This window comes from Psychromonas sp. MB-3u-54, assembly GCF_002836415.1.
Lineage (GTDB): Bacteria > Pseudomonadota > Gammaproteobacteria > Enterobacterales > Psychromonadaceae > Psychromonas.
In genome coordinates this window covers 64,681-90,307 of the sequence record NZ_PJBP01000116.1, presented here as the reverse complement: position 1 = coordinate 90,307, position 25,627 = coordinate 64,681, and the positions used below count along the sequence as shown (strand labels likewise).

General features: G+C 42.0%; 22 protein-coding genes. 19 read left to right on the top strand and 3 right to left on the bottom strand.

Annotated features, from left to right (window positions below; all coding sequences use genetic code 11):
- The first annotated feature begins 503 nt into the window (after positions 1 to 503).
- From nrdD to clpA, 5 genes are all read left to right on the top strand, one after another.
- Entirely contained in the window at positions 504 to 2,618 is a 2,115-nt protein-coding gene (gene nrdD / locus CXF72_RS06515; RefSeq protein WP_101037893.1) for an anaerobic ribonucleoside-triphosphate reductase, read from the top strand.
- Positions 2,618 to 3,085, top strand: a complete 468-nt coding sequence (nrdG, locus tag CXF72_RS06510; protein WP_101037892.1) for an anaerobic ribonucleoside-triphosphate reductase-activating protein — start codon at positions 2,618 to 2,620, stop codon at positions 3,083 to 3,085. Before nrdD ends, nrdG begins: the two co-directional genes overlap by 1 nt.
- 935 nt (positions 3,086 to 4,020) lie before the next feature.
- Positions 4,021 to 5,259 (top strand): diguanylate cyclase domain-containing protein, encoded by a 1,239-nt coding sequence (locus tag CXF72_RS06500; protein ID WP_101037888.1) that lies wholly within the window; start codon positions 4,021 to 4,023, stop codon positions 5,257 to 5,259.
- 622 nt (positions 5,260 to 5,881) lie between these two features.
- Positions 5,882 to 6,208, top strand: coding sequence for an ATP-dependent Clp protease adapter ClpS (clpS, locus tag CXF72_RS06495; protein WP_101037886.1), 327 nt, complete (start codon positions 5,882 to 5,884; stop codon positions 6,206 to 6,208).
- Between the two features lie 76 nt (positions 6,209 to 6,284).
- Positions 6,285 to 8,543, top strand: coding sequence for an ATP-dependent Clp protease ATP-binding subunit ClpA (gene clpA, locus CXF72_RS06490; protein WP_101037884.1), 2,259 nt, complete (start codon positions 6,285 to 6,287; stop codon positions 8,541 to 8,543).
- Positions 8,544 to 8,633: 90 nt separating this feature from the next.
- Here the strand turns inward: clpA and infA are convergent, their stop codons facing one another.
- Positions 8,634 to 8,852: a translation initiation factor IF-1 gene (gene infA / locus CXF72_RS06485; protein WP_011769155.1), complete on the bottom strand. Its 219-nt coding sequence runs from the start codon at positions 8,850 to 8,852 to the stop codon at positions 8,634 to 8,636.
- 1,229 nt (positions 8,853 to 10,081) lie between these two features.
- Between infA and CXF72_RS06470 the strand changes: the two genes are divergently transcribed.
- The 9 genes from CXF72_RS06470 to nqrM all read left to right on the top strand — a co-directional run bounded on the left by CXF72_RS06470 (position 10,082) and on the right by nqrM (position 17,822).
- On the top strand, positions 10,082 to 10,393 hold the full coding sequence (locus CXF72_RS06470) for a BolA family protein (RefSeq protein ID WP_101037880.1): 312 nt from the start codon (positions 10,082 to 10,084) through the stop codon (positions 10,391 to 10,393).
- Positions 10,394 to 10,726: 333 nt separating this feature from the next.
- Positions 10,727 to 12,067, top strand: coding sequence for a Na(+)-translocating NADH-quinone reductase subunit A (locus CXF72_RS06465; RefSeq protein WP_101037878.1), 1,341 nt, complete (start codon positions 10,727 to 10,729; stop codon positions 12,065 to 12,067).
- A gap of 2 nt (positions 12,068 to 12,069) precedes the next feature.
- Positions 12,070 to 13,278, top strand: a complete 1,209-nt coding sequence (locus CXF72_RS06460) for an NADH:ubiquinone reductase (Na(+)-transporting) subunit B (RefSeq protein ID WP_101037877.1) — start codon at positions 12,070 to 12,072, stop codon at positions 13,276 to 13,278.
- Positions 13,271 to 14,047, top strand: coding sequence for a Na(+)-translocating NADH-quinone reductase subunit C (locus CXF72_RS06455; protein WP_101037875.1), 777 nt, complete (start codon positions 13,271 to 13,273; stop codon positions 14,045 to 14,047). Before CXF72_RS06460 ends, CXF72_RS06455 begins: the two co-directional genes overlap by 8 nt.
- Positions 14,040 to 14,672, top strand: coding sequence for an NADH:ubiquinone reductase (Na(+)-transporting) subunit D (locus tag CXF72_RS06450; protein ID WP_101037873.1), 633 nt, complete (start codon positions 14,040 to 14,042; stop codon positions 14,670 to 14,672). The genes CXF72_RS06455 and CXF72_RS06450 overlap by 8 nt, the downstream gene beginning before the upstream one ends.
- Before the next feature lie 5 nt (positions 14,673 to 14,677).
- Positions 14,678 to 15,286, top strand: coding sequence for an NADH:ubiquinone reductase (Na(+)-transporting) subunit E (gene nqrE / locus CXF72_RS06445; protein ID WP_101037871.1), 609 nt, complete (start codon positions 14,678 to 14,680; stop codon positions 15,284 to 15,286).
- Positions 15,287 to 15,337: 51 nt separating this feature from the next.
- Positions 15,338 to 16,561, top strand: a complete 1,224-nt coding sequence (nqrF, locus tag CXF72_RS06440; protein ID WP_101037869.1) for an NADH:ubiquinone reductase (Na(+)-transporting) subunit F — start codon at positions 15,338 to 15,340, stop codon at positions 16,559 to 16,561.
- A gap of 5 nt (positions 16,562 to 16,566) precedes the next feature.
- Positions 16,567 to 17,601 carry an FAD:protein FMN transferase gene (locus tag CXF72_RS06435; RefSeq protein WP_101037867.1) on the top strand — a complete coding sequence of 345 codons (1,035 nt, stop codon included), beginning with the start codon at positions 16,567 to 16,569 and terminating at the stop codon, positions 17,599 to 17,601.
- Positions 17,598 to 17,822, top strand: a complete 225-nt coding sequence (gene nqrM, locus CXF72_RS06430; protein WP_101037865.1) for a (Na+)-NQR maturation NqrM — start codon at positions 17,598 to 17,600, stop codon at positions 17,820 to 17,822. Before CXF72_RS06435 ends, nqrM begins: the two co-directional genes overlap by 4 nt.
- 125 nt (positions 17,823 to 17,947) lie before the next feature.
- On the opposite strand, the gene CXF72_RS06425 is transcribed toward nqrM, so the two are convergent.
- A complete protein-coding gene (locus CXF72_RS06425) occupies positions 17,948 to 18,397 on the bottom strand; it encodes a YaiI/YqxD family protein (protein WP_101037863.1) in 450 nt (149 codons plus the stop codon).
- Positions 18,398 to 18,955: 558 nt separating this feature from the next.
- Here CXF72_RS06425 and cspE point away from each other — a divergent pair.
- Both cspE and dcd read left to right on the top strand, forming a co-directional pair.
- Complete coding sequence (gene cspE, locus CXF72_RS06420; protein WP_101037861.1) at positions 18,956 to 19,162, top strand: transcription antiterminator/RNA stability regulator CspE; 207 nt, start codon at positions 18,956 to 18,958, stop codon at positions 19,160 to 19,162.
- Between the two features lie 149 nt (positions 19,163 to 19,311).
- Positions 19,312 to 19,896, top strand: a complete 585-nt coding sequence (gene dcd, locus CXF72_RS06415; protein ID WP_101037859.1) for a dCTP deaminase — start codon at positions 19,312 to 19,314, stop codon at positions 19,894 to 19,896.
- A gap of 205 nt (positions 19,897 to 20,101) precedes the next feature.
- On the opposite strand, the gene CXF72_RS06410 is transcribed toward dcd, so the two are convergent.
- Positions 20,102 to 20,452, bottom strand: coding sequence for a hypothetical protein (locus CXF72_RS06410; protein WP_101037857.1), 351 nt, complete (start codon positions 20,450 to 20,452; stop codon positions 20,102 to 20,104).
- A 427-nt stretch (positions 20,453 to 20,879) separates the two neighbouring features.
- Between CXF72_RS06410 and CXF72_RS06400 the strand changes: the two genes are divergently transcribed.
- From CXF72_RS06400 to hepT, 3 genes are all read left to right on the top strand, one after another.
- Positions 20,880 to 22,109, top strand: a complete 1,230-nt coding sequence (locus tag CXF72_RS06400; RefSeq protein ID WP_101037853.1) for a cystathionine gamma-synthase family protein — start codon at positions 20,880 to 20,882, stop codon at positions 22,107 to 22,109.
- 1,066 nt (positions 22,110 to 23,175) lie between these two features.
- Positions 23,176 to 23,586 (top strand): type VII toxin-antitoxin system MntA family adenylyltransferase antitoxin, encoded by a 411-nt coding sequence (mntA, locus tag CXF72_RS06395; protein WP_101037850.1) that lies wholly within the window; start codon positions 23,176 to 23,178, stop codon positions 23,584 to 23,586.
- Positions 23,587 to 23,713: 127 nt separating this feature from the next.
- Entirely contained in the window at positions 23,714 to 24,007 is a 294-nt protein-coding gene (hepT, locus tag CXF72_RS06390) for a type VII toxin-antitoxin system HepT family RNase toxin (RefSeq protein ID WP_232784899.1), read from the top strand.
- The last annotated feature ends 1,620 nt before the right edge of the window (positions 24,008 to 25,627 follow it).

Here is a 25,627-nt window from a genome sequence, read left to right as displayed (position 1 = left end):
AAAATTCAAGAAACTGATTTTTTTATGATGTTTTCAGAAGAGATTTTATATTATTAGACACTTAATAACCACCCTAAGCTAAAATTGATTCATATCAACATGTACATATATGGTGTTATGTATAGTGCTCGACCACTAGATGTTGTGTGTTTTGTTTTTTTTTGTTGTTTTTTTAAACCTGCTTTGATCAAAGATCAAGCCTTTCATACCCTGCGCATTGCACCAGCAATATTAAACAAATTCTGCTGCTGCACGCTGTAAAAATGCAGACGCATTAACTATTGTGCAAGGGGACAAAGGCAAACTTAATGGCCTGATAGGAGTTGAGATTCAAGCTGCAGTGGAATAATGCTTAATAAAAAGCGCTGCATGTATTTATATTGAATACCGTCATGGAAGCTCACTTCTAGGTGAGCATAAGCGGCATTTAACTAGGTGCGAAAACAGACAAAAACGAGGCAAAACATACAAAAAAGTTAATTATTGCAGAAGGAAAATTTTAAATGACAAAAATCGTAATAAAGCGTGATGGCGCTAAAGCTGTATTTGAATCTGTTTTTATTGCTAATGCTGTCAATGCGGCCGTTGAACAATCCGGCGCAGCAAACCCTAATCTGGGTGAATTTGTATCCAAGCAAGTAGAATATTTACTGGCAGACTCTAACGATGTCAGTATTCAGGCAATTCAACGTATGGTTGAGTCTGAATTAATGCATATAGATCCCGACGTAGCGCGTGCATACATTGAATATAGGCATGATAGAGATATTGAGCGTGAAAAGAAAAGTTTACTGAATCACGAGATTCAGGGGCTTGTTGAGCAAAGTAATGCGGATTTACTGAATGAAAATGCCAATAAAGACAGTAAAGTTATTCCTACACAACGTGATCTGCTTGCGGGTATTGTATCCAGACATTATGCTCGAAATCATATGTTACCGCGTGACATCGTTAAAGCGCATGACGAGGGTGATATTCATTATCATGATTTAGATTACGCCCCCTTTTTCCCAATGTTTAACTGCATGATTGTTGATTTAAATAACATGTTAAGCCAAGGTTTTCGCATGGGTAATGCTGAAATTGACACACCTAAATCAATCCAGACAGCAACCGCAGTAACAGCCCAGATAGTGGCTCAGGTAGCAAGTCATACCTATGGTGGCACAACGCTTAATCGCTTTGATCAAGTACTGGCACCCTATGTAAAAGCAAGTTACTGCAAACATTTAAAAGTGGCTGAAGAATGGCAAATTTCAGCGCCTGAAGCTTTTGCAAAAGCGCGCACAGAAAAAGAATGTTTTGATGCTTTTCAGTCACTTGAGTACGAAATAAATACTTTGTTTTCGAGTAATGGACAGACACCGTTTTTGAGCATTGGTTTCGGCCTTGGTACTTCATGGGAAGAACGATTAATTCAAAAGGCGATATTAAAGAACCGCTTGGCGGGCTTAGGTAAAAGTAAAAAGACCGCTATTTTTCCTAAATTAGTGTTCAGCATTAAAGACGGTGTGAATCACAAGAAAGGCGATCCAAATTATGATATCAAACAGCTGGCTTTAGAGTGTGCATCAAAACGCATGTACCCGGATATATTAAATTATGATCAGATAGTTACAGTCACGGGCTCATTCAAAGCGCCTATGGGCTGTCGTTCCTTTCTTGGGCCTTACCAGGAAAATGGCAAAGAAATTCACGAAGGCCGTAATAACCTTGGCGTCGTGAGTCTTAATCTGCCGCGCATTGCAATGGCCGCGAAAGGTGATGAAGTTGTCTTCTTTGACCTCCTTGAGCAGCGCTTACGCTTATGCCGCAAAGCCCTTGATACGCGCATAGACAGACTTCGTGGTGTGAAGGCCCGGGTTGCGCCAATCCTTTATATGGAAGGGGCCTGTGGTGTACGTTTAAAAGCGGATGATGAGGTTTTGAATATTTTTAAGAAGGGTCGTGCTTCTATCTCATTGGGTTACATTGGCATTCATGAAACGATTAATGCGCTTTATAATACAAAAAGTATTTATGATAGTGGGGCGTTGCGTCAAAAAGGCTTGGCGATAGTACAAAAATTAAGAGATGCAGTTGAAGCCTGGAAGGAAGAGTCGGGTTGGGGTTTCTCTTTATACAGCACCCCGAGTGAAAATCTATGTACTCGATTCTGCAAACTGGATACTAAGGTTTATGGTATTCAAGAAGGAATTACTGACAAGGGATATTATACCAACAGTTTTCACTTAGACGTTGAGAAAAAAGTTAATCCCTTCGATAAATTAGATTTTGAAATGGATTATCCGCAAATCGCCAATGGTGGATTTATTTGTTACAGCGAATACCCAAATATGCAGCACAATTTAGAGGCGCTTGAGAATGTTTGGGATTATTCCTATCGGCGAGTTCCCTATTATGGGACTAACACGCCCATTGACGAATGTTATGACTGTGGCTTTAGTGGCGAGTTTAACTGTACCAGTAAAGGCTTTGCCTGCCCTAAATGCGGTAACCATGACAGTGCCAGCGTGTCTGTTATTCGCCGAGTCTGTGGTTATCTGGGCAGTCCTGACACACGCCCCTTTAATACGGGTAAACAAGAAGAAGTTAAACGCCGCGTGAAGCACTTATAATGTATTACAGTGCTTATTATTCGGTTGATGTGGTTAATGGTGTCGGCACGCGCTGCACTCTGTTTGTCAGTGGCTGCGATCATCAATGTCGGGGTTGCTACAATCAAAAAACATGGCCTAGCGATGCGGGACATTTTTTTACCGAGGCCTTTGAAAGCGCAATCATTGATGATCTTAATGATCCGCGGATTCACAAGAAAGGTCTCTCTCTGTCAGGTGGAGATCCTCTTCATTCAGGCAATTTATCCGCTATTCTGAAGCTGGTTAAGAGAGTTAAAACCGAGTGTGAAGGAAAAGATATTTGGCTTTGGTCCGGTTATGAAATGGCGGCGTTAAGTCCTAAACAGCAAGAGATTATTGCTTTTGTGGATGTTTTTATTGATGGTAAATTTGAACAAGATTTGGCCGACCCGTCATTAAAATGGCGAGGCAGTTCAAATCAAGTGATTCATGACCTTAATCGATAAAGCGCACCCTTCGGGCTTTGAGCTGCGAGCTTTCGAGCTTCGAGCTTCGAGTTGCTTTGAGTTACGAGCTGAATAGTTATCGGTAGGGTGCATTTTATGCACCGCAAACAGTGGTAATCCGTGCTGAAGCGCACCCACGGGCTTTCGGGCTTCGAGCTTTCGAACTGCGGGTTTTCGAGCTGCGAGTTGCTTTGAGTTACGAGCTGAATAGTTATCGGTAGGATGCATTTTATGCATCACAAGCGGCAATCGGTGCGCTGAGCGCACCCTACGGGCTTTCGAGCTTCGAGCTTTCGAACTGCGAGTTGCTTTGAGTTACGAGCTGAATAGTTATCGGTAGGATGCATTTTATGCATCACAAGCGGCAATCGGTGCGCTGAGCGCACCCTACGGACTTTCGAGCTTCGAGTTGCTTTGAGTTACGAACTGAATAGTTATCGGTAGGATGCATTTTATGCACCGCAAACAGTGGTAAGCGGTGCTGAAGCGCACCCTACGAACTGCTATAAAAAGCGGCTGGTCATTGCGTTTCGTTTTTATTATTTTACATGCATTATGAAATGCACCTTTTTCGAATATAAACTAAACTGACAGTGAAAATACGCAGGTTTACAAATACTATGTGTGGTCATCATAAAAGGGCAGAATTCGATTGCCGAGTACTCACTGAATACAGTCATTGTGATCATCAAAAGTCCGTCATTTCAGGCACTTTATTTATGGGCTCAAACATAGACAGTACTTCAGTATTAAGGTTAAGTTAATCAATGGACCACCGATAGCTAACTGGCTGCTTTAATAAATTAGTTTGTCGTTCCTGATTAAAATGAAGATAAACCAGGGTGAAATGCAGGCTACAAGCAAAAATATCACCATCAGTGGCAACCCCGGCCAGTGTTTGAGGGGGCGGCGGAACAATAGTTACGGAGTTATTAATGCACTCTCTTTTTAATAAAATTAATAAGCAAAAGTTTCCCAGAAGCTTTTTACCCATAAGCTATTTGCTGATTGCCTTGATATTTATCTTTTTTGGAATATTTACAGTAAAGGGATTGTATGAATTGGGTGATATCACCAAAAAGATTTATAATCATCCACTGGTTGTCTCAAATGCCTCTATTAATGCCGCGCTTGATATAGTAAAAATGCACCGAAGCATAAAAGATGCTCTCTTAGCGAATTCATCGAGTGAAATGGAATTGGCGTTAAACGCAGTAGCACAGAGCGAAGAAGATGTTGACCGGCAACTTAATCTCATCCAAACATATATTATCGGTGAGGAGGGGAAAGCATTAGAGAAAAAAGCCCGGCAACTTTTTGAAAATTGGAAGCCAATAAGAGAAAACGTGGTCAAACTGCTAAAATCAGGCAATAAAAAAGAAGCGATTGCTGTCACAAAAAAAAATGGCACAGCCTATGTCGATAAGATTGAGTTGGAAATGTTGGCATTAAACTCATATGCAAAAGAAAATGCGGGTGCTTTAATCGGTGATGGCATGGAAATTCAATCGTATTTTGAAAAAATTACGCTTATTTTATTGATTGCCGGTGTTTTATCGATTGCAGGTATTTTTATCCTTTTCATTATTGCCGTTGCTGCTTTCAAATTTGTTGCAAATGCAAAAAAGAGTCTCCAGAAGGCGAGCGAGAAACTCGAGGAGATGGCGCTGCAGGACGGACTCACAAAAATAGCAAACCGTCGTCATTTTGACAAAAAGTTGCAAGAGGAATGGCGCAGGATGATGAGAATAAAAAAACCTTTATCTCTGGTATTCTTCGATGTTGACCATTTCAAACTCTATAATGACACCTATGGGCATCAGGCGGGAGACATCTGTCTGCAGACTATCGCCAATACAGCAGCACCGTTATTTAAGCGACCCGGTGATTTGCTTGCACGTTACGGTGGTGAGGAATTTATTGTGATATTGACTGATACTCACCTTGAGGGCGCAACAGCTTTAGCAGAAAAACTACGCCATAATATCTATCGGGCAGAAATGCGCCATGAAACCTCTCCGGTCAGCAAGTTTGTGACTATTAGCTGTGGCGTTTCGTCTGTGATTCCTGATGAATCAACAAGCCATCAAGTTCTCCTAAAGGCTGCAGATGATGCTCTTTATGAGGCCAAAGAGCAGGGCCGCAACAAAATTGTTTCCATAAACCTTAATTAATTATCGAATAAGAAGTTTGATAAGCAGATAAGAGAGGCTGGATACTAAAGATCAGATAATAACCCCATTGATTTTAAAGCCCCTTGAAAAAGTCTAAGCCGTTAAACAACGTCAGGCTAACAATAGAAAGAGGATAAATTTATTCCGCTGCCTTTTACTTTGAGAATTGAGAATTGAGAATTGAGAATTGAGAATTGGGCATTGATAAGAGATAGGTGGACCAATCGGTAATAAATTCCATGCCTCGCTGCGATACCAACCCCTTCTGTTTTACGACCAAATTGACTGATGAAACTGGCATTAATTGCTGCGAAGGAAAGGCAAGTGCAATTAAAATAATTGGATTTTTCGTTGAACATATAGCGCATTTTACTTCATGTTTTGTCTCTTTACCGAAAGGTAAAAAATGACGGCAATAGATACGTAAGTAGTGGGTATATAACTAAAACTCCCTATAATGAGTAATATATGAATAGAAATTGCTACTATTTCGGCTCATAGTCTAATATTTCGACTCTCTATTTGCACATTTATTAAGTAAAGATTAATCTAAGGTTCTGATTGGCCTTCGGGCTGCTGGCGAATTTTTTCGTAACTTTATTAAATAAGACTAGACTTAAAGATGAGTGATAAAAAGGCTCCAAAAACAGTGAATAAACCTGACACAATCGAAAAGGTTGAAACAAAACTGCGACCTCCTTCGATGTACAATGTGTTGTTACACAATGATGATTATACGCCGATGGACTTTGTTATTGATGTGTTGCAACAGTTTTTCCGATTAGATAACCAAAAAGCAACTGAAGTGATGCTTAGTGTTCATTATAAAGAGGTTGGTATTTGTGGCACTTTTAGTGCAGAAATTGCCGAAACGAAAGTGATGCAAGTAATGAATTATGCAAAGCAAAATGAGCACCCGTTACGTTGCTCAATGGAAAAGGAAACTTAAGTGATCGGTATTATTAGTAGTTTTAAGTTGTTAATAAGACTCTGATTTTTTGTTATTAACTCCTAAGGGGCTTTATATGTTAGACAAAGCGTTGGAAAACAGTTTAGATTTGGCTTTTCGTATTGCCTTTGAAAAATCGCATGAATTTATGACCGTTGAGCATTTATTATTAGCGTTGTTAGAAAATGACGAAATAAAAAATTTATTTACCGCTTGTTCGGTTGATATTGTCTCTTTGCATTTAGAAATTATTGCCTTTTTAGAAAAGAGCCCGGCGATTCCTGAAGTGCACACTCAGGAGATTGAAATTCAGCCGACCATCGCTTTTGAACGTGTATTGCAGCGGGCTATTTTTCATGTGCAATCTTCCGGCTCCAAGGAAGTTTCAGCCGGCAGTGTATTAGTGGCTATTTTTAGTGAACAAGAATCTCAAGCTGTCTATCTTTTAAAAAAAGCCCACCTCTCCCGTTTAGATGTTGTTAACTATCTGTCACACGGAATCAGTAACGCAGCTGAATCTATTATTCCTATTTTCCAGGCAGAAGAACAGGGTGAAGCAAAAGATCAAGATCCGGAAAAGTTGGCCTATACGATTAACTTAAATAAACAAGTTGAAGTGGGGGATATTGATCCGTTAATAGGGCGAGATAAAGAGCTGGAACGTTGTATACAAGTATTATGCCGCCGCCGTAAAAACAATCCCTTATTGGTCGGGGAAGCAGGGGTTGGGAAAACCGCCATTGCTGAAGGACTCGCTTACCGCATTGTGCATGAAGAGGTACCGGAAGTTATTGCCGATAATATTGTTTATTCCTTAGACATGGGCGCACTGCTCGCAGGTACAAAATACCGCGGAGAATTTGAGTTGCGTTTTAAAACCGTATTAACACAACTTGAGTCCCAGAAGGGGGCTATTTTATTTATCGATGAAATTCATACTATTATAGGTGCCGGTGCCGCAACGGGCGGACAGCTTGATGCCGCAAACCTGTTAAAACCTTTGCTCAGCGGTGGCAAACTTCGTTGTATGGGATCAACAACTTATAAAGAGTTTGGGCAAGTTTTTGAAAAGGAACATGCGTTATCACGGCGCTTCCAAAAAGTTGATGTGCTAGAGCCGACTATTCAAGAAACGGCGCAAATATTACTCGGGCTAAGATCCCGTTACGAGAAGCATCATCATATTCTCTATACTAATGAAGCGCTGATGGCTGCTGCCGAGCTCAGTGCGAAATATATTAATGATCGCCACCTTCCGGATAAAGCCATTGATGTGATCGACGAGGCAGGGGCACAAATGCGTTTATTGCCCGCGAGTAAACGTAAAAAAACCGTCGGTGTAACTGAAATTGAAAGCGTGATTGCCAAAATTGCCCGGATTCCGGAACAATCAGTGTCCAGTTCGGCAAAAGAACAATTAGCTAAATTACCAGAACGTTTAAAAATGACGGTGTTTGGCCAAAATAAGGCGATTGATGTCTTAACCGATGCCATTCACTTAAATCGCTCCGGATTATCCGATGAGTCAAAACCAATAGGCTCATTTCTTTTTGCAGGCCCCACCGGAGTAGGCAAAACGGAAGTGACACAACAACTTGCTAAAGCCATGGGAATAGAGCTTTTACGTTTTGATATGTCAGAGTATATGGAAAAGCATACTGTTTCCCGTTTGTTAGGAGCACCTCCTGGTTACGTAGGTTATGAACAGGCGGGGTTATTAACCGATGCGGTTGTTAAACACCCTTACGCAGTATTGCTACTCGATGAAATAGAAAAAGCACACAGTGATATATTCAATATATTACTGCAAGTCATGGATCACGGGACGTTAACCGACAGTAATGGTCGTAAAGCAGACTTCAGGAATATTATTTTAGTGATGACAACCAATGCTGGCGCGCGAGAAACCGCTAAACAGAGCATCGGGTTTAAAGAGCAAAAAGATTCACACAAAGCGACCGATGAAATAAATAAATTATTTTCCCCTGAATTTAGAAATCGTCTGGATAATGTTATTTGGTTTAACCATCTTGAAATAGAAGTTATTTATCAAGTGGTGGATAAATTTATTGTGCAGTTACAAGCACAGCTTGATAAAAAGCAGATTTCACTGGAAGTCAGCGACAGTGCTAGAAAATGGATAGCGGATCATGGTTATGATCGGGCGATGGGTGCGCGGCCGATGGGGCGTTTGATCCAAGAAAAGTTGAAAAAACCATTAGCTAATGAGATTTTATTTGGTGAACTGCAGGATGGAGGAAGCGTCACTGTTTCCTTGAATAAGAACGGTCAGGACATCAGTTTCAGTTATGTAAAAAGCCTTACGCTAACATAATGTTTACTGCAAAAAGCAAAAAACCAGCTTAAAGCTGGTTTTTTTATTTTTTGCAGTAAATAAAAACTGTCTACTGAAAAAGGTAATATATTAACGAGCACGGAATACAATGCGACCTTTAGATAAATCGTAAGGTGTAAGTTGAACTGTAACCTTATCGCCCGTCAGAATACGGATGTAGTTCTTACGCATTTTACCTGAGATATGCGCTGTAACAATATGTCCGTTTTCCAACTCTACACGGAACATTGTGTTAGGCAAGGTGTCTATGATTGTGCCTTGCATTTCAATACTATCTTCTTTTGCCATTGGCGATGGATCCTTTGTATTTTATATAGAGCTAATTTCAATCGCCGCATAATGCCAGAATTATGGCCTATGGTAAAGGATTGTTGTTTATTTATTAAGCCCATAAAGGTAAATGTAGACCCAAACTACTTGAATCTTAATCTGTATCTTCCGGTAATTTGAGTCTAAGTCACGGTCACCTGATGAAAATCATCGGATAGTTCAATTAAAATGAATTCAGCGACTGTCAATAAAGCCCAAGCTGTGATTTTTTGGCCATGTTTTATCGTTTTTGGTTAAACCTAAATATAAGACCAAACGCACTAATAAAGTGATCCGATTTACTATTCAAAATTATCCCGGCGGCTTTGTGAGCGTAAATTTTTCCTTTGAAGCAACTGATCATAAATTTAATGGCGGTCTTATTTGAACGCCAACTAGCACGCACCATGACAACAAACGCATAGCCGTAGGGTGTCTGCTCAGATACTAAGCTGTCGCTTATTCGCTGCACCGATTGTCGTTGTCCGCGGAGCATAGAATGCACCTACAAATACAACACCAAAAAAAATCATTAAGCTTGTAGGCTGCGCTTCAGCACCGATTGCCAATGCTGCGGTGCATAAAATGCCCCCTACCGATAACTATTCAGCTCGAAAGCCCGCAGCTCGCAGCTCGAAGCCCGAAAGCTCGAAAGCTCGAAAGCTCGAAGCTCGAAAGCTCGAAGCCCGAAAGCTCGAAAGCTCGAAGCTCGAAGCCCGAAAGCTCGAAAGCTCGAAGCTCGAAGCTCGAAAGCTCGAAGCTCGAAGCTCGAAGCTCGCAGCTCGCAGCTCGAAGCCCGCAGCTCGAAGCTCGAAAGCTCGAAAGCTCGAAAGCTCGAAAGCTCGAAGCTCGAAGCTCGAAGCCCGAAAGCTCGAAAGCTCGAAGCCCGAAGCTCGAAGCTCGCAGCTCGCAGCTCGCAGCTCGAAGCTCGAAAGCTCGAAAGCTCGAAAGCTCGAAGCCCGAAGCTCGAAGCTCGAAAGCTCGAAAGCTCGAAAGCTCGAAAGCTCGAAAGCTCGAAAGCTCGAAGCTCGAAGCTCGAAAGCTCGAAAGCTCGAAGCCTGTGCTTTGCGCACCAGTTGCTGCCGTTTGTTATCGTTCTGAATATATATACCCATGTTACTTCAAGATGCCTTGCTGACTTTGCATCTTGAAGTATCATGGGTATATCTTATTATCGCTTTCAATATACATTCAAAAGGAAATTTAATATGAACGTCCAAACAACCATAGAAAAAAAAATCAGAGATAATATAAGCTTGGAATTTTTACAGGTAGAAAATGAAAGTCATCGCCATGCTGTACCCGTTAACTCTGAAACGCATTTTAAAGTGACTTTAGTCAGTGATGAATTTGAAGGAATGCCTTTGATTGCGCGTCATCGTCTGATAAATGCCCTGTTAAAAGATGAATTGGCTGGCCCGGTGCATGCACTTGCTTTACACACTATGACGCCAACTCAGTGGCAAGTAAAAAACCAACAATCGCCAGATTCTGCCAATTGTTTAGGTGGTGGCAAATAACAGTTAGGCAAACGACTTAAAGATGCAGGCGTCAGCATCTTCAAGTCGTTTGGGTATATTAATAAATGGCGTTACTTTAAACACATTTAAATAATGTTTAAATAATGTTAAAAAAAACATTATTATGTAAATTCTTTTTACAAAAAATTTGAACTCAAAGTGTCTAACCTCATCTTTGAGATGGCAAACGACTACCCTCTAGTGATACTATATGCGAGAATTTTTCCGTCTTCATGTTAAATGATTGTTATTTTTTTAAAATCATTAAACGTGTAATGTTTTTATGCCGAAAGGCAACTAACATCCCATCCCTTATACATAGTGCAAGAGAATATGATTACTATAAAAAAAGGACTGGATCTCCCTATTGCCGGCACACCAGAACAGGTCATTCATGATGGACCAAGCATCACTGAAATAGCGATACTGGGTGAAGAGTATGTAGGAATGCGTCCATTCATGGCAGTTAAAGTTGGCGATACCGTCAAAAAGGGTCAAATTCTTTTTAGTGATAAAAAGAATTTGGGAGTGCAATTTACTTCTCCAGCATCCGGTACAGTTAAAGCAATTAATCGCGGGGCACAACGGGTTTTACAATCAGTTGTTATTGCCATAGAAGGTAAAGAAAGTATCTCTTTCCCTAAATATGCAAGTACAAAAATTAAAAACCTTGGACGTGTTGAGATCGTTAAGAATTTAATCGATTCTGGTGCCTGGACAGCACTGCGCACTCGTCCTTTCAGTAAAATACCTGCAGTTGACGCTGAGCCGGTTTCAATTTTTGTGACTGCAATGGATACCAATCCATTGGCAGCTGATGCTGAATTAATTATTAATACCAATAAGCAGGCTTTTACCGACGGTTTAGCATTGTTAGCGCAATTAACAGCTGGCAAGGTTTATGTTTGTAAGGGCGACACTAATCTACCTAAATCTGAACTAGGGAATGTTGAAGAAAAACTCTTTTCTGGTGTTCACCCGGCAGGTTTAGCGGGAACGCATATTCATTTTATCGATCCGGTATCTGCTGTTAAACAGGTTTGGTCAATTAATTACCAGGATGTTATTGCCTTTGGTATGTTATTTACCACGGGTGAACTTTATACCGATAAAGTGATTTCACTGGCAGGCCCAGCGGTGAAAAAGCCGCGCTTATTACGTACCCATTATGGCGCTTCAATTAATCAACTGACTAAAAATGAATTAATTGATGACGAAGTACGGGTGATCTCCGGTTCTGTTTTATGCGGTGTGACAGCAACAGCTGCGCATGCATACCTCGGACGTTACCATAATCAAATCTCTGTGTTAGCTGAAGGTTACGAGAAAGAGTTATTTGGTTGGGGTGTTCCCGGTAGTAATAAACATTCTGTCTCTAATGTTTTTATCTCTGCGCTCAATAGGGCAAAATCTTTTGCTTTTACAACCACCACAGGCGGCAGTAAGCGTGCAATGGTACCGATCGGTCAATATGAGCGGATCATGCCGCTGGATATTCTACCGACCGTTTTGCTGCGTGACTTGATCGTTGGTGATACTGAGGGAGCTCAGGCATTAGGCTGTTTAGAGTTAGATGAAGAAGATTTGGCACTATGTACTTATGTTTGCCCCGGTAAATATGATTATGGTTCTGTGTTGCGTGCGAGCCTAAGCAAAATAGAGAAGGAAGGCTGATAATGAATCTGAAGCATATAATTGAACAAATGGAACCGCATTTTGAGTCGGGGGGACGTTATGCAAAATGGTACTCTCTGTACGAAGCGGCAGCCACTTTTTTCTATACTCCCGGGCATGTCACTAAAGGCATCACCCATGTGCGTGATGGCATTGATCTGAAACGTATTATGATCTTTGTCTGGCTGGCTACTTTCCCGGTCATGTTTTTCGGTATGTACAATACCGGTGCACAGGCAAATGAAGCTATCGCGGGTGGATTTTCCGCCTTTGATGATTGGCGTGTTGCTATTTTAGATTTGCTGGGGGTCACAATGGGCTCCGGTGCGGGTCTGTTGGATAACATTCTCTTTGGTGCCATGTACTTTTTACCTATTTACGCGGTCACCTTTTTGGTCGGTGGTTTCTGGGAAGTCCTGTTTGCAAGTGTGCGTAAACACGAAGTAAATGAAGGTTTCTTCGTGTCATCGGTGCTGTTTGCCTTGATTCTTCCTGCGACCATTCCTCTTTGGGAAGTGGCTTTAGGTATCACCTTTGGTGTTGTTGTAGCAAAAGAAATCTTTGGTGGAACGGGTCGTAACTTTATGAATCCCGCTCTGGCCGGTCGTGCTTTCCTCTTCTTTGCATACCCGACCAGTATCTCTGGTGATGCGGTTTGGACTACGGTTGACGGTTTCTCCGGGGCAACGCCCTTGAGTATGGCAGCGCAAGGTGGTTTAGACTCGGTTGCACAATCAGGCTTGACCTGGATGGATGCTTTCCTTGGTAATATGCAGGGCAGTATTGGTGAAGTCTCTACGCTGGCGATTTTAATCGGCGGGGCATTTATCGTTATTACCGGGATTGCTTCATGGCGTATTATCGTCGGTGTGATGCTCGGCATGATTGCTGTTTCAACACTGTTTAACTTTATTGGTAGTGATACTAATCCAATGTTTGCAATGCCTTGGCACTGGCATCTTGTTCTGGGTGGTTTTGCTTTTGGTATGATCTTTATGGCAACCGATCCGGTTTCGGCATCCTTTACCAATAAAGGCAAATGGTTGTACGGTATTCTGATAGGTTTGATGGTGGTTTTAATTCGTGTCGTCAATCCAGCTTTCCCTGAAGGTATGATGCTGGCAATTTTATTCGCCAATTTATTTGCTCCACTATTCGATTACTTTGTGGTGCAAGGGAATATCAAACGGAGGTTAGCGCGTAATGTCTAATAAAGAAACATTCGGTAAAACGATCGGGGTTGTGCTGGCGGTATGTCTGGTCTGTTCAGTCATTGTTGCAGGTTCTGCTGTTGGTCTTCGCGATATGCAATTAGCAAATAAAGCGAAAGATAAACAGAACAATATTCTTGCTGTCGCCGGTTTACAAACCGATAAAACCAATAAAGAAATATTTTCTTCTAATATAGAGACGCGTTTAGTTGATTTAAGCAGCGGAAATTTTGCTGAAGGTGTTGATCCTGAAGATTATGATCAACGTAAAGCGGCAAAAGATCCACAGCGCAGTATTAAGCTCAACGGAAAAGAGAATATTGCAAGCATTGGTCGCCGGGCTAATTTAGCCACTGTATACCTTGTGTCAAATGATCAGGGTAAATTGCAGCGTGTTATTCTGCCTGTCCATGGTGCGGGTTTATGGTCAACCATGTATGCCTTTGTTGCTGTAAAAACAGATGGTAATACGATTGCAGGCATCACTTATTATGAACAGGGTGAAACGCCGGGATTAGGCGGGGAAGTTGAAAATCCACGCTGGGTCAAACTTTGGCCGGGAAAAGAGTTATTTGATGCCCAGGGCAACCCTGCCATTCAAGTTGTGAAAGGGGACATTGCGCCGGATTCTAAGCATAAAATTGATGCTTTGTCAGGTGCGACAATAACCAGTGGTGGTGTTCAAAATACTTTTACTTTTTGGTTTGGAGAGCAGGGTTTTGGTCCATTTCTTAATAAATTTCGCCAAGGAGCGCTAACAAATGGCTAAATCTAATGAAATAAAGGCGATTTTAACTTCGCCAATAATAGGCAATAACCCGATTACATTACAGATTTTAGGGATTTGCTCCGCGTTAGCCGTAACAAGTAAATTAGAAAACGCCGTTGTAATGACCGCGGCAGTGATTTTTGTAACTGCATTTTCTAACTTTTTTATCTCTACTATTCGTAATTACATTCCTAATAGTGTGCGTATTATTGTACAGATGGCTATTATTGCGTCTTTGGTAATTGTGGTTGACCAATTCTTGAAAGCCTACGCATTTTCGGTCTCTAAGCAATTATCGGTTTATGTGGGTTTAATCATCACTAACTGTATTGTAATGGGTCGAGCAGAAGCGTTCGCGATGAAGAATAAACCCATCGCAAGCTTTATGGATGGCATAGGAAATGGTTTAGGTTATGGCTTGATTCTTGTTCTTGTCGGCGGTTTCCGTGAGTTGTTTGGTTCTGGTTCTTTATATGGTTTCGTAATCTTACCCTTAACTTCGAATGGCGGTTGGTATCAAAGTAATGGTTTATTGCTACTAGCACCCAGTGCTTTCTTTATTGTTGGTGGAATTATCTGGGCTTTCCGGACGATTAAACCAGACCAAGTCGAGCCTAAGGAGTAACTCAAATGGAACATTATCTTAGTATCTTTGTCCGTTCTATTTTCATGGAAAATATGGCACTGGCTTTCTTTTTAGGGATGTGTACATTCCTTGCTGTTTCCAAGAAAGTTAAAACCTCGATGGGCTTGGGCGTAGCGGTTATTGTTGTGCTGGGTATTTCAGTACCAGTGAACCAGATTATCTACTTTAATCTGCTCGCGCCGGGTGCGCTGGCATGGGCTGGTTTACCGGCCGCTGATCTTAGCTTCTTAGGTTTCATTACCTTTATTGGCGTGATCGCTGCATTGGTACAAATTCTGGAAATGGTATTGGATAAATACTTTCCGGCTTTGTATCAGGCGCTCGGTATTTACCTGCCGCTTATTACCGTTAACTGTGCCATTTTTGGTGGTGTAGCCTTTATGGTACAACGTGAATATGACTTGGTTGAATCGGTTGTTTATGGCGTTGGTAGTGGTGTTGGTTGGATGTTGGCTATTGTTTTATTAGCGGCTATCCGTGAAAAAATGAAATATTCAGACGTACCAGCAGGATTACGAGGATTGGGAATTACCTTTATAACGGCAGGACTAATGGCAATCGCCTTTATGTCCTTCTCTGGTATCCAACTGTAATTATTTAACATATCGAGGGGTTCGCCCCTCTTAAAACAAGGAACAAAGTCGATGGAAATATTTCTCGGCGTAGCCATGTTTACTATTATTGTTTTAGCCTTAGTTGTCATTATTTTGGCAGCTAAAGCAAAATTGGTAAGCTCAGGCGATATTGAAATAGCTATCAATGATGACGCGGAAAAAACCGTTATTACTGAAGCTGGCGGCAAGCTGCTAGGTGCTCTGGCAAATTCGGGTATCTTTATCTCTTCTGCCTGTGGTGGTGGTGGTACATGTGGTCAGTGTCGCGTTAAAGTTAAATCAGGCGGAGGAGATATCCTTCCCACTGAATTAAATCACATTAATAAATTACAGGCCAAAGAAGGCGAACGTCTGGCTTGTCAGGTCAGTGTTAAAGAAGACATGAACATTGAATTGCCCGAAGAAATCTTTGGTGTGAAAAAATGGGAATGTACTGTTATCTCTAATGATAATCAGGCAACTTTTATTAAAGAGCTTAAATTACAAATACCTGACGGAGAAACGGTTCCTTTTAAAGCGGGTGGTTATATTCAGATTGAAGCACCTGCACACCACGTGAAATTCAGTGATTTTGATATTGAAGAGCAATATCGTGGTGACTGGGAGCATTTTGGCTTCTTTAAACTGGAATCCAAAGTTGATGATGAAACCATTCGTGCATATTCAATGGCAAACTATCCCGATGAAGCCGGCATAATAATGCTCAATGTGCGTATCGCAACACCGCCGCCAAGAGATATGTCATTACCCTGTGGCAAAATGTCATCGTACATTTTCAGCTTAAAAGCGGGTGATAAAGTGACTATTTCCGGACCATTTGGTGAGTTTTTTGCCAAAGAGACCGAAAATGAAATGGTATTTATCGGTGGTGGTGCTGGAATGGCGCCAATGCGTTCACATATTTTCGATCAGTTCGGTCGTTTGAAAACTAAGCGTAAAGTCAGTTTCTGGTACGGCGCACGTTCTAAACGAGAAATGTTTTATGTCGAAGATTTTGACACCATCGCAGCTGAAAATGAGAATTTCGAGTGGCATGTGGCGTTAAGTGATCCGCAAAAGGAAGACAACTGGGACGGTTACACTGGTTTTATTCATAATGTATTGTTGGAAAATTACTTAAAAGAGCACGAAGCGCCGGAAGACTGTGAGTACTACATGTGTGGTCCACCGGTTATGAATGCTGCCGTTATTGCAATGCTTAAAGATTTAGGCGTTGAAGATGAAAATATCGCCCTTGATGATTTTGGTGGTTAATTTTAATGGTTAAATCTGTATCACACTGGCTGGCCTTAATCGGGCTGGCCTTTTTTATTTCGTCATGCGCTAAAGTTGACCCGAAGATTGTAGAAGTGCGGGGAAATACCATGGGCACATATTATCAGGTCAAATATGTGTTAAGTGCGCAGCAGCAGGGCGACAACCGATTTTCAATTAAAGCGCTACAATCCGATATTGATCGACGACTTGAATTAGTTAATGATCAAATGTCGACCTATCGCCCGGACTCTGAATTATCCCGTTTTAATCGAGCGGAAAAGTCCTTAGAAGTGTCTGCGGCAACACGGCAAGTGATTGAAGCGTCCTTAACCTTATTTGAGCAGAGCAACGGAGCATTTGATGTGACCGTCGGTCCGCTGGTGAATTTATGGGGCTTTGGCCCGAATAAAAAAGCCAATAAAATTCCCTCTGCAGAGTTGATTGCCGAAACACAAAAAATAGTGGGAAGCCGCTATCTAAGTGTTAACGGCAATACCATCAGTAAGGAAATTCCTGAACTGTATGTCGACTTGTCAGCCATTGCTAAAGGTTACGGGGTGGATGTTATTGCCGCTTACCTGCAGGAAATAGGCATTAATAATTACCTGGTTGATATTGGTGGCGAACTCAGCTTAAAAGGGCAAAAACCGCAGAATAATCCCTGGATAGTGGCTATTGAGCGACCGCTTGAAGGTCAAAGTGTTCAGCGGGTAATAAATGTGGGTGATAATGCGATAGCAACCTCGGGTGATTACCGTAATTATTTTGAATCTGATGGCATACGTTACTCTCATACTATCGATCCCAACACCGGCAAACCTATTAACCACAAGCTGGTATCGGTGACCGTGATTAATAAAAGCAGCATGAGAGCAGATGGTTTAGCGACCGCGATAACCGTACTTGGGCCTGAGCCGGGATTAGCGTTTGCAAAAAAATACCATTTAGCCGTTTATTTGCTGGTTAAAGAAGGTGATAATATCAGCGAATATTACACTTCCGAATTTATACCTTTTTTTATCGAGGAGAAAAAATGATTTATTTTTTGGCAACCTTTACCGTTTTTCTACTGGTTGTGGCGGGCATGGCAATTGGTTACATTTTTGATAAAAAAACCATTGGCGGCAGCTGCGGAGGACTTGCCTCCGTGGGCATAGATAAAGAGTGCGACTGTCCTGAGCCTTGTGAGAACCGCAAAGAGAAAGATGCGCAGCAGCTTCGAACCGATAGATTAATGGCCGCGCCGCGTATTATATAACGCACTAGGGCAGCCGTCAGCTTTCAGTTGTCAGTCGTCAGCTGTCAGCCGATCTCGCCCTTTACTGACAGCCGACAGCTGATAGCCGATCTCGCCCTTTACTGATAGCCGACAGCTTTCAGTCGTCAGCCGATAGATTTCTGCAGCCAACGATCCAAAGCATTGGCAAAGTTTTGCTTCTCTTTGTCTCCAAATTTATTTGGGCCGCCACTAATCTGCCCCATACTTCTTAGCTCTTCCGATAAATTACGCATTGCCAGACGCTGACGAATGTTCGCCTCAGTATAAAGCTCTCCCCTTGGATTAAGTGCGGTTATACCTTTCTCGACAATTTCAGCCGCTAGCGGTATATCCTGTGTGATCACCAGATCATTGAGCTCTGCATGTTGGCTGATATAGTTATCTGCCACATCAAAGCCCTGAGCCACCTGCACGGTTTTAACCAACGCGCGTCTGGGTACAGGTAAAGGTGAATTAGCCACAAAAACCAATGCAGTGGCGGTGCGCTGACCTGCTCGTAAGACCATCTCTCTTACCGGTACCGGGCAAGCATCAGCATCAATCCATATAGTCATTAATAATCCTTATTAAAAAGTCAGTTACTATAATACCAAAAGAACTAAAAAGATGCTCACCCTTGCTGGTTAAAATCATCCCTAACTGCGTTGTGAGTTTTATTCAGAACATCCTGTTCTTCACCACTTTGTGGTCAGCTAAAGCTGTTCAAAATCGTTCCATACGATTTTTGTGAAGTGAGAGCAATGATCGAATGCAACTCTCGCCTTATTAGTGCTGATTTTTCCTTCGCAATCATTGACCACTTCCTAAATTCTTTTGGTATAACAAAAGCAAACAATATCTCTTTAAATAAATCAATAAAAACAGAAAACAACACAATGAGTTAAGGGTGCTTTATTATTGACTATTTTATTATATTTATCTGTTTTGTTAAATAGCTGTTGACTACCTTTAGAAGACATATATACTTAATGTAGCTTGTAAGTTCGTTTTATATTTATGTTCGATGTTCCGTATTATGTACCGACTCCTATACATCATAAGTAATAGCAAAACTTCTAGCAAACTACCTTGAACACAAGGTTAAATTACTCTAAATAAAATAGGTTACAATTATGTCTACAACTACTGGTACAGTAAAATGGTTCAACGAGTCTAAAGGTTTTGGTTTTATCGAGCAAGAAAATGGTCCTGACGTTTTCGCTCATTTCAGCGCTATCGCAAGCACAGGTTTCAAAACTTTGACTGAAGGCCAAAAAGTACAGTTTACTGTTACTCAAGGTCAAAAAGGCCCACAAGCAGAAAACATCGTAGCGCTTTAATATTGCTTCGATTGAACTTTAATTAGTTCTTTCTATTTGAATAAAAAGGTAAGTCATTGACTTGCCTTTTTTTATGCCCATAATAAAATATTATCTGTTTCCCTGAGTATGTATAATGCTCAATACTGACCCGCTAAGGAATAAATTAAATGCGTTTGTGTGATACTCATATTGAAGAATATTTAGATGCAGGAAAAATTGTGATCACGCCAAGGCCACCAAAATCCGCAATTTCAGGTGTTAGCGTCGATATCCGTTTAGGTAATGAATTCAGAGTTTTTAGCGAACATACAACACCCTATATTGACCTTTCCGGACCGAAAGAAGAAGTATCTTCTGCACTTGATAAAGTGATGAGCGAACCTATTATTATTGCAAAAAACGAATCATTTTTCCTGCATCCAGGAGAACTGGCCCTGGCCGTGACCTATGAAAATGTCACTTTACCGGACAATGTTGTTGGTTGGTTGGATGGCCGTTCTTCACTGGCGCGTCTCGGGCTGATGGTACATGTTACTGCGCATCGAATTGATCCGGGCTGGTCAGGCAAAATTGTTTTAGAGTTTTATAACAGTGGTAAATTACCTTTGGCATTACGACCTGAAATGACCATCGCCGCTTTAAATTTTGAAATGTTATCCGCGCCCGCCGCCAGACCCTATAACAAACGTGTTGATGCCAAATACCAAGACCAGCAGGGCGCCGTCGCCAGCCGTATCAACCAAGACAGCTAAGAATACCAAACCAAAAGTGTGCAACCAGCTCTCGGAACTGAGCCTTCAGGCTCGGCGCCTGTTGCTTTAAAGCCTGAAAGTTTGAAAGTTTGAAGGCTTGAAGGCTTGAAGGCTTGAAGGCGGGATTTCAATTTAGGCGTGTACTTAACAGCGGTTTTTTTGTGTTTTCAGCATTTTAAAGGGACTAACACCGAGGTACTGCGCGCTACACAGAGAAAGACCAGCCCGTAGGGTGCGCTTCGCGCACCGATTGCCGCTGCCTGCGGTGCATAGAATGCACTCTACCCATTCTATTAATTAACTTAAAATCACAATTGAATTTCTTTTGCCCTTCCCGAATAATACCAAACGCATTAAATTTATAATCAATGATTTCAAATGATAAAGTTTGCACACACGATCGGAACTGAGCCTTCAGGCTCGGCCTGTTGCTTTTAAGCCTGAGCAGCACTTTAAAGGGACTACCACAGAAAATACCGAGGTGCTGCGCGCTACACAGAGAAACACCAGTTCCTTTGGCATAATCATTTTTGATAGGATGTTTTTTACAAAACATAGCCCCGCCTGAAGGCGTGGTTCCAAATGATAAAGTTTGCACCAGCTCTCGGAACTGAGCCTTCAGGTTCGGCGCCTGTTGCTTTTAAGCCTGAACAGCACTTTAAAGGGACTAACACAGAGGGCACTGCGCGCTACACAGAGAAAGACCAGCCCGTAGGGTGCGCTTCGCGCACCGATTGCCGCTGCCTGCGGTGCATAGAATGCACTCTACCCATTCCATTAATTAACTTCAGATCACAATTTAATTTCTTTTGGTATAATAACTGTCTTGCGAAAAAACCGATTAATTTATTAAGCGGTTTTTTGTCCCCCTCAATAAAGGACTAAAAAAGACCAAAATGCTCTATAGATGGATTTTAATTTAGTTCCCTATCTCTGTATAATGCTCGCACCGTTGAATTTAATTAGATTACCAAGGAATTTTGATGTCAGAACAAGGATTTACAACAAAAATAGTGCATTCAGACCATCTTCTGGAATTAGAATATGGTGCAATACATGCTCCTATCCATAATTCTGTCCCCTATGGCTTCGCAGATGTGCAGGGTTTAATTGATGTTTTCCAAGGTACAAAGCCGGGTCATGCTTATGCGCGCTCATCCACACCCACTATTGATGCATTGCAGCATAAAATAAAACAGATGGATAATGGCATAGCGACGCTGGTTTTTTCATGCGGCATGTCCGCAATAGTGACCACATTTTTAACCCTGTTAAAAAACGGTGATCACCTTATTTGCAGCCATTATCTTTTTGGCAATACCAGAAGCATGATTGGTACGCTTGAAGGTTATGGTATCGAAGTTACTTTTGTAGATTCAACTGACATTGAACAAGTAAAAGCCGCACAGCAACCTAATACCCGAATGCTTTTTGTTGAAACTATCGCGAATCCCGCGACTCAAATTAGCGCCTTAGATGAGATTGGTGATTTTTGTGAAGCGCAAGGTTTAGTGTATGTAGTTGATAATACGTTGACTTCCAGTTACCTGTTTGATGCGGTAAAAGTCAAAGCAAGCCTGATCATCACCTCCCTTTCTAAATATGTTGCCGGGCATGGTAATGCCTTGGGCGGCTCAGTCACCGATACCGGATTATTTGACTGGCAAACTTACCCGAATATTTTTGAAGCTTACCGCACGGGTGACAGCAAAATGTGGGGCATAGGCCAAATAAAGAAAAAAGGCTTAAGAGATATGGGGGCTTGTATCAGTTCGCAAACCGCACACCTTATTTCCGTCGGCAGTGAAACAATGGAACTGCGCATGCAGCGCCAGTGTGAAAATGCCGGCATATTAGCGGAATTCTTAGCGCAGCATCCGAAAGTTGCCAAGGTCTATTATCCGGGACTCAAAGATCACCCTCAACATCAAACCGCCAAACGTTTATTTAAAGACTTCGGGGCAATGTTAAGTTTTGATCTTATTGCCGGTGAAGATTGTTGTGAATTATTAAATAAACTGAAACTGGTGATCAGCGCAACCCACCTGGGTGATAACCGTACCTTAGCTTTACCGGTTGCACCGACAATCTATCATGAGATGGGACTTGCGACCCGCCAGGAAATGGGCATCAGTGAGGCCATGGTACGTTGTTCAATTGGTATCGAAAATACCGCCGACTTAATAGCTGATTTCGAACAGGCACTGGCTTAACCGCATCTGCTTTAGAAAAACAGCCGAGCCTGAAGGCTCAGTTCCGAAAAATACCGGAATTTCGTCTTCAGGTGAAACACCATTTGGTATCCAGCCTTCAGGCGGGCTTAGCTAATAAAGCCCCGTCATTCCCAAATCCCCACCCCGAGTCATTCCCGAGTCATTCCCGAGTTGTCCTGTCGGGAATCTCATCGTCTACTCGCCATCAAGGGCAGAACTCCAACAATAAAAGCATAAAAGCTAAGTCATGCGCTCACAAGCGAAAGCCTACAAAAAACCTATGTATCACCACCACGCAGATCCGAATCGGTGCGTTAGAAACAGATAGGCAGTTATCGGTAGGGTGCATTCTATGCACCGCAAGCAGCAACAATCGGTGCGCGGAGCGCACCCTACGAACAACAAAAAACCAATGCAGCATCATCCGCAGAGTGTGGCAACAACAATAAAGAAAGCGAAATACCAACAATAAAAGTTAAATCAGATGCCTTGGATGTTTGGGATATATACTTTTATTTCATATAAAAGCGGGGAAATCCAAGCCTTTTTATAAATAAACCAAACCAATGCGTCTACGAATCCCCGTCCATTTTTCTTGCAATGAACGACTGTTTTAGCAAGAGGAAACATGGAGCGACAAATTTTTCAGGAAAAAATTTGAACGTTGGAATTTACGACAACGACCTGAAAGGCGTAGGGCAGCGCAAGATAAAAAAACGTCTGAGCGGCTTTTCTCTTGCTTACTTCTCTTTGGCCGTTCAAAGAACATGACTCCCTCGAACTACGAAACTGCGTTTCGGTTTCTCATCGTCTAGTCGCCATCAAAGGCGAAACTCCCTCTAAGAATTAAAACCAAAAGCTCACAAGCGAAAGCCTACAAAAAACAATGCGGTATCACCAAATTGGAATCCCGCCTTCAGGCGGGCAGTTAAAGAATACAGCAAATAGGGGATCATATTAAAGTGCATTATTCACTGGTTCGCCGTATAGTTACTGTAGTAAAAAGTAAATAAAAAAAGAACGGCAAAATAAAAGAGTTGTCCCCCGAGTTTTTTCAGGTGCAGTGATGAATTTCAAAAAATTAAAACCGAAAATATTAAAACTTGCTCAAGAACATGATGATATTGAAGTGCTGTGGCTTTATGGCTCTTACGCAAAAGGGTGTGCGCATGAGCATAGCGATATCGATTTAGCGGTTGTGTTTAAAACATGGGTTGATGACGTCATTGAGCGCAGAATACGTCCTGAGTTGTTAGGCATCGAATGGCAAAAAAAACTAAATTTGCAGGAAGGTGATTTAAGTATCTTAGATATGAATAATGCACCTATTCCAATCGCAATGTCAGTGCTTAAAAGTGGTCAGTTATTATTAAGTAAAAATATTTCCAAGCAGCTTCAAGAACAGCAACGCATCATGTCGAAATGGGAAATAGATCATTTATATCACTACAAAAACATGAAGGTTATTTATGGATGATACCTATATCTTTTCACTGCGCGAGCACCTCGCAGGGTTAAAAAGTGAATTACAAGGCTTAACTGAAATTACAGAATAGCGTGTATTAAGTCGTTATGAATATCGCGCATCGGAGCGGACACTGCAAGTGCTTATAGAGGCTTGTATCGGCATCGCCAAGCATTGGTGTTATGCCCTAAATAAAGTGGCTCCCGCAGATGCTTATTCTGCTTTTGAAAAATTATCGCAGCAAGGTGTTGAATCCGTTAATGAAGTGCCTTGGCGTAAAATAATTGGGATGAGAAATGCATTGGTACATGACTATTTGAATATCGAGCCTGAAATTATCCGAGCAGTGATAAAAAAAGCCACCTACTCAGCGCTATTTGATTTTGCTGAAAGTGGTTTAAATCAACTTGAAAAAATATTTAATAGAGAATGACCGATAAATGGCTAACGGCCCGCAGCGCTTAGTCAGTTCAATTCAGACCTCCGATCAAAAACTCTCGGAGGTGTGAATAATGGCAGTGTCATTCCTAAGATCTTTTAATCAAGAATCTAAACAAGCTGAGCCTGAAGGCTTAGTTCCGCCCCCCCTCCATCATTCCCCGTCATTAAGGGGCTAAGCTCTGCCTGCCGTTACCAGCGCACATAGCGCAAAAGTCAATCTGTTAGTTCACCGCAAATAAATAGCCGAGCCTGAAGGCTCAGTTCCAAGAATACACTGGCCTTCAGCACTCCAGCAGGTAGCACCATGACTCAACGAGATCTTCAACAAAACACTTTGAAGATGACGGAACCTGTCATTCTTGAAGTCACTTAATCGGAAATCCAATACATTAGAATACCAAACCAATACGGCTACGAAGATTCCCGTCCATTTTTCTAATCCGAACGATAACTTTAGCAAGCGGAAGCGTATAAAAAACCAATGCGTCACCACCACGTAGATCCAAGCAGGCGGGCAGTTATCGGTAGGGTGCATTCTATGCACCGCAAGCAGCAACAATCGGTGCGGAGCGCACCCTACAAAACCAATGCAGCATCACCATTCCGTCAAGGGCGAAAGACCAACCAAGACAGTTAAACCAAGCGCTCACAAGCGAAAGCTTACAAAAAACCAATGCGGTATCACCTCGCCGTCAAAGGCGAAAGACCAACCAAGAAAGTTAAACTAAGCCTTTTTATAAATAAACCAAACCAATGCGGCTACGAAGATTCCCGACCGTTTTTCTTGTGGTGAACGCCTGTTTTAGCAAGGGGAAATAGGAGTGAATTGAACGTCAGTTCAGGTTTATGAGCGGGCTAAGCTCTGCGTGCCCTTGTTGTTTCCCCTAAGTTCGGCTCTGCACAGGGATGTGCTGTCCGAACTGGTGCGTTAAAAACAGGTGGGCAGCGCAAGATAAAAAAACGTCTCGGGCGGCTTTTCTCTTGCTTACTTCTCTTTGGCCGTTCAAAGAACATGACTCCTTCGAACTGCGAAACTACGTTTCGGTTTCTCATCGTCTAGTCGCCGTCAAGGGCGAAAGACCAACAAAGAAAGTTAAACCAAAAGCTCACAAGCGAAGGCTTACAAAGAACCAATGCGGCGACGAATTCCTCGTTCAAAGAGAAGTAAAGTCGCCATCAAGGGCGAAAGACCAACAACGAAAGTTGAACCAAAAGCTAACAAGCGAAGGCTTACGAATAATCAATATGGTATCACCACGCAAATTGGTGCGCGGAGCGCACCCTACGAACTGCATTTCGGTTTCTCGCCATCAAAGGCGAAAGACCAACCAAGAAAGTTAAACCAAAACCTCACAAGCGAAAGCCTACAAATAAGCAGTGCGGCATCATCACGCAGAGTGTGGCAAGAAAAAACAGCGACTGTCATAAAAGTTTCACACAATGACCTTAGAATGCACAGAATAGTTTAACCAATACCACTCTAGAATTGCACGTTCTGGTGGCGGTAGCGTACTCAAAGCTCAAAGCTCAAAGCTCAAAGCTCAAAGGCTCGAAGCCCGCAACTCGAAGTTAAACCAGACGCCTCAAGCTAAAGCCTAAAAAAACCTAATGT

Excerpts from the sequence above, each read along its gene's own strand:
- nrdD (WP_101037893.1), top strand. The coding sequence starts at position 504 with ATGACAAAAATCGTAATAAAGCGTGATGGCGCTAAAGCTGTATTTGAA.
- nrdG (WP_101037892.1), top strand. The coding sequence starts at position 2,618 with ATGTATTACAGTGCTTATTATTCGGTTGATGTGGTTAATGGTGTCGGC.
- CXF72_RS06500 (WP_101037888.1), top strand. The coding sequence starts at position 4,021 with ATGCACTCTCTTTTTAATAAAATTAATAAGCAAAAGTTTCCCAGAAGC.
- clpS (WP_101037886.1), top strand. The coding sequence starts at position 5,882 with ATGAGTGATAAAAAGGCTCCAAAAACAGTGAATAAACCTGACACAATC.
- clpA (WP_101037884.1), top strand. The coding sequence starts at position 6,285 with ATGTTAGACAAAGCGTTGGAAAACAGTTTAGATTTGGCTTTTCGTATT.
- infA (WP_011769155.1), bottom strand. The coding sequence starts at position 8,852 with ATGGCAAAAGAAGATAGTATTGAAATGCAAGGCACAATCATAGACACC.
- CXF72_RS06470 (WP_101037880.1), top strand. The coding sequence starts at position 10,082 with ATGAACGTCCAAACAACCATAGAAAAAAAAATCAGAGATAATATAAGC.
- CXF72_RS06465 (WP_101037878.1), top strand. The coding sequence starts at position 10,727 with ATGATTACTATAAAAAAAGGACTGGATCTCCCTATTGCCGGCACACCA.
- CXF72_RS06460 (WP_101037877.1), top strand. The coding sequence starts at position 12,070 with ATGAATCTGAAGCATATAATTGAACAAATGGAACCGCATTTTGAGTCG.
- CXF72_RS06455 (WP_101037875.1), top strand. The coding sequence starts at position 13,271 with ATGTCTAATAAAGAAACATTCGGTAAAACGATCGGGGTTGTGCTGGCG.
- CXF72_RS06450 (WP_101037873.1), top strand. The coding sequence starts at position 14,040 with ATGGCTAAATCTAATGAAATAAAGGCGATTTTAACTTCGCCAATAATA.
- nqrE (WP_101037871.1), top strand. The coding sequence starts at position 14,678 with ATGGAACATTATCTTAGTATCTTTGTCCGTTCTATTTTCATGGAAAAT.
- nqrF (WP_101037869.1), top strand. The coding sequence starts at position 15,338 with ATGGAAATATTTCTCGGCGTAGCCATGTTTACTATTATTGTTTTAGCC.
- CXF72_RS06435 (WP_101037867.1), top strand. The coding sequence starts at position 16,567 with ATGGTTAAATCTGTATCACACTGGCTGGCCTTAATCGGGCTGGCCTTT.
- nqrM (WP_101037865.1), top strand. The coding sequence starts at position 17,598 with ATGATTTATTTTTTGGCAACCTTTACCGTTTTTCTACTGGTTGTGGCG.
- CXF72_RS06425 (WP_101037863.1), bottom strand. The coding sequence starts at position 18,397 with ATGACTATATGGATTGATGCTGATGCTTGCCCGGTACCGGTAAGAGAG.
- cspE (WP_101037861.1), top strand. The coding sequence starts at position 18,956 with ATGTCTACAACTACTGGTACAGTAAAATGGTTCAACGAGTCTAAAGGT.
- dcd (WP_101037859.1), top strand. The coding sequence starts at position 19,312 with ATGCGTTTGTGTGATACTCATATTGAAGAATATTTAGATGCAGGAAAA.
- CXF72_RS06410 (WP_101037857.1), bottom strand. The coding sequence starts at position 20,452 with ATGTTTTGTAAAAAACATCCTATCAAAAATGATTATGCCAAAGGAACT.
- CXF72_RS06400 (WP_101037853.1), top strand. The coding sequence starts at position 20,880 with ATGTCAGAACAAGGATTTACAACAAAAATAGTGCATTCAGACCATCTT.
- mntA (WP_101037850.1), top strand. The coding sequence starts at position 23,176 with ATGAATTTCAAAAAATTAAAACCGAAAATATTAAAACTTGCTCAAGAA.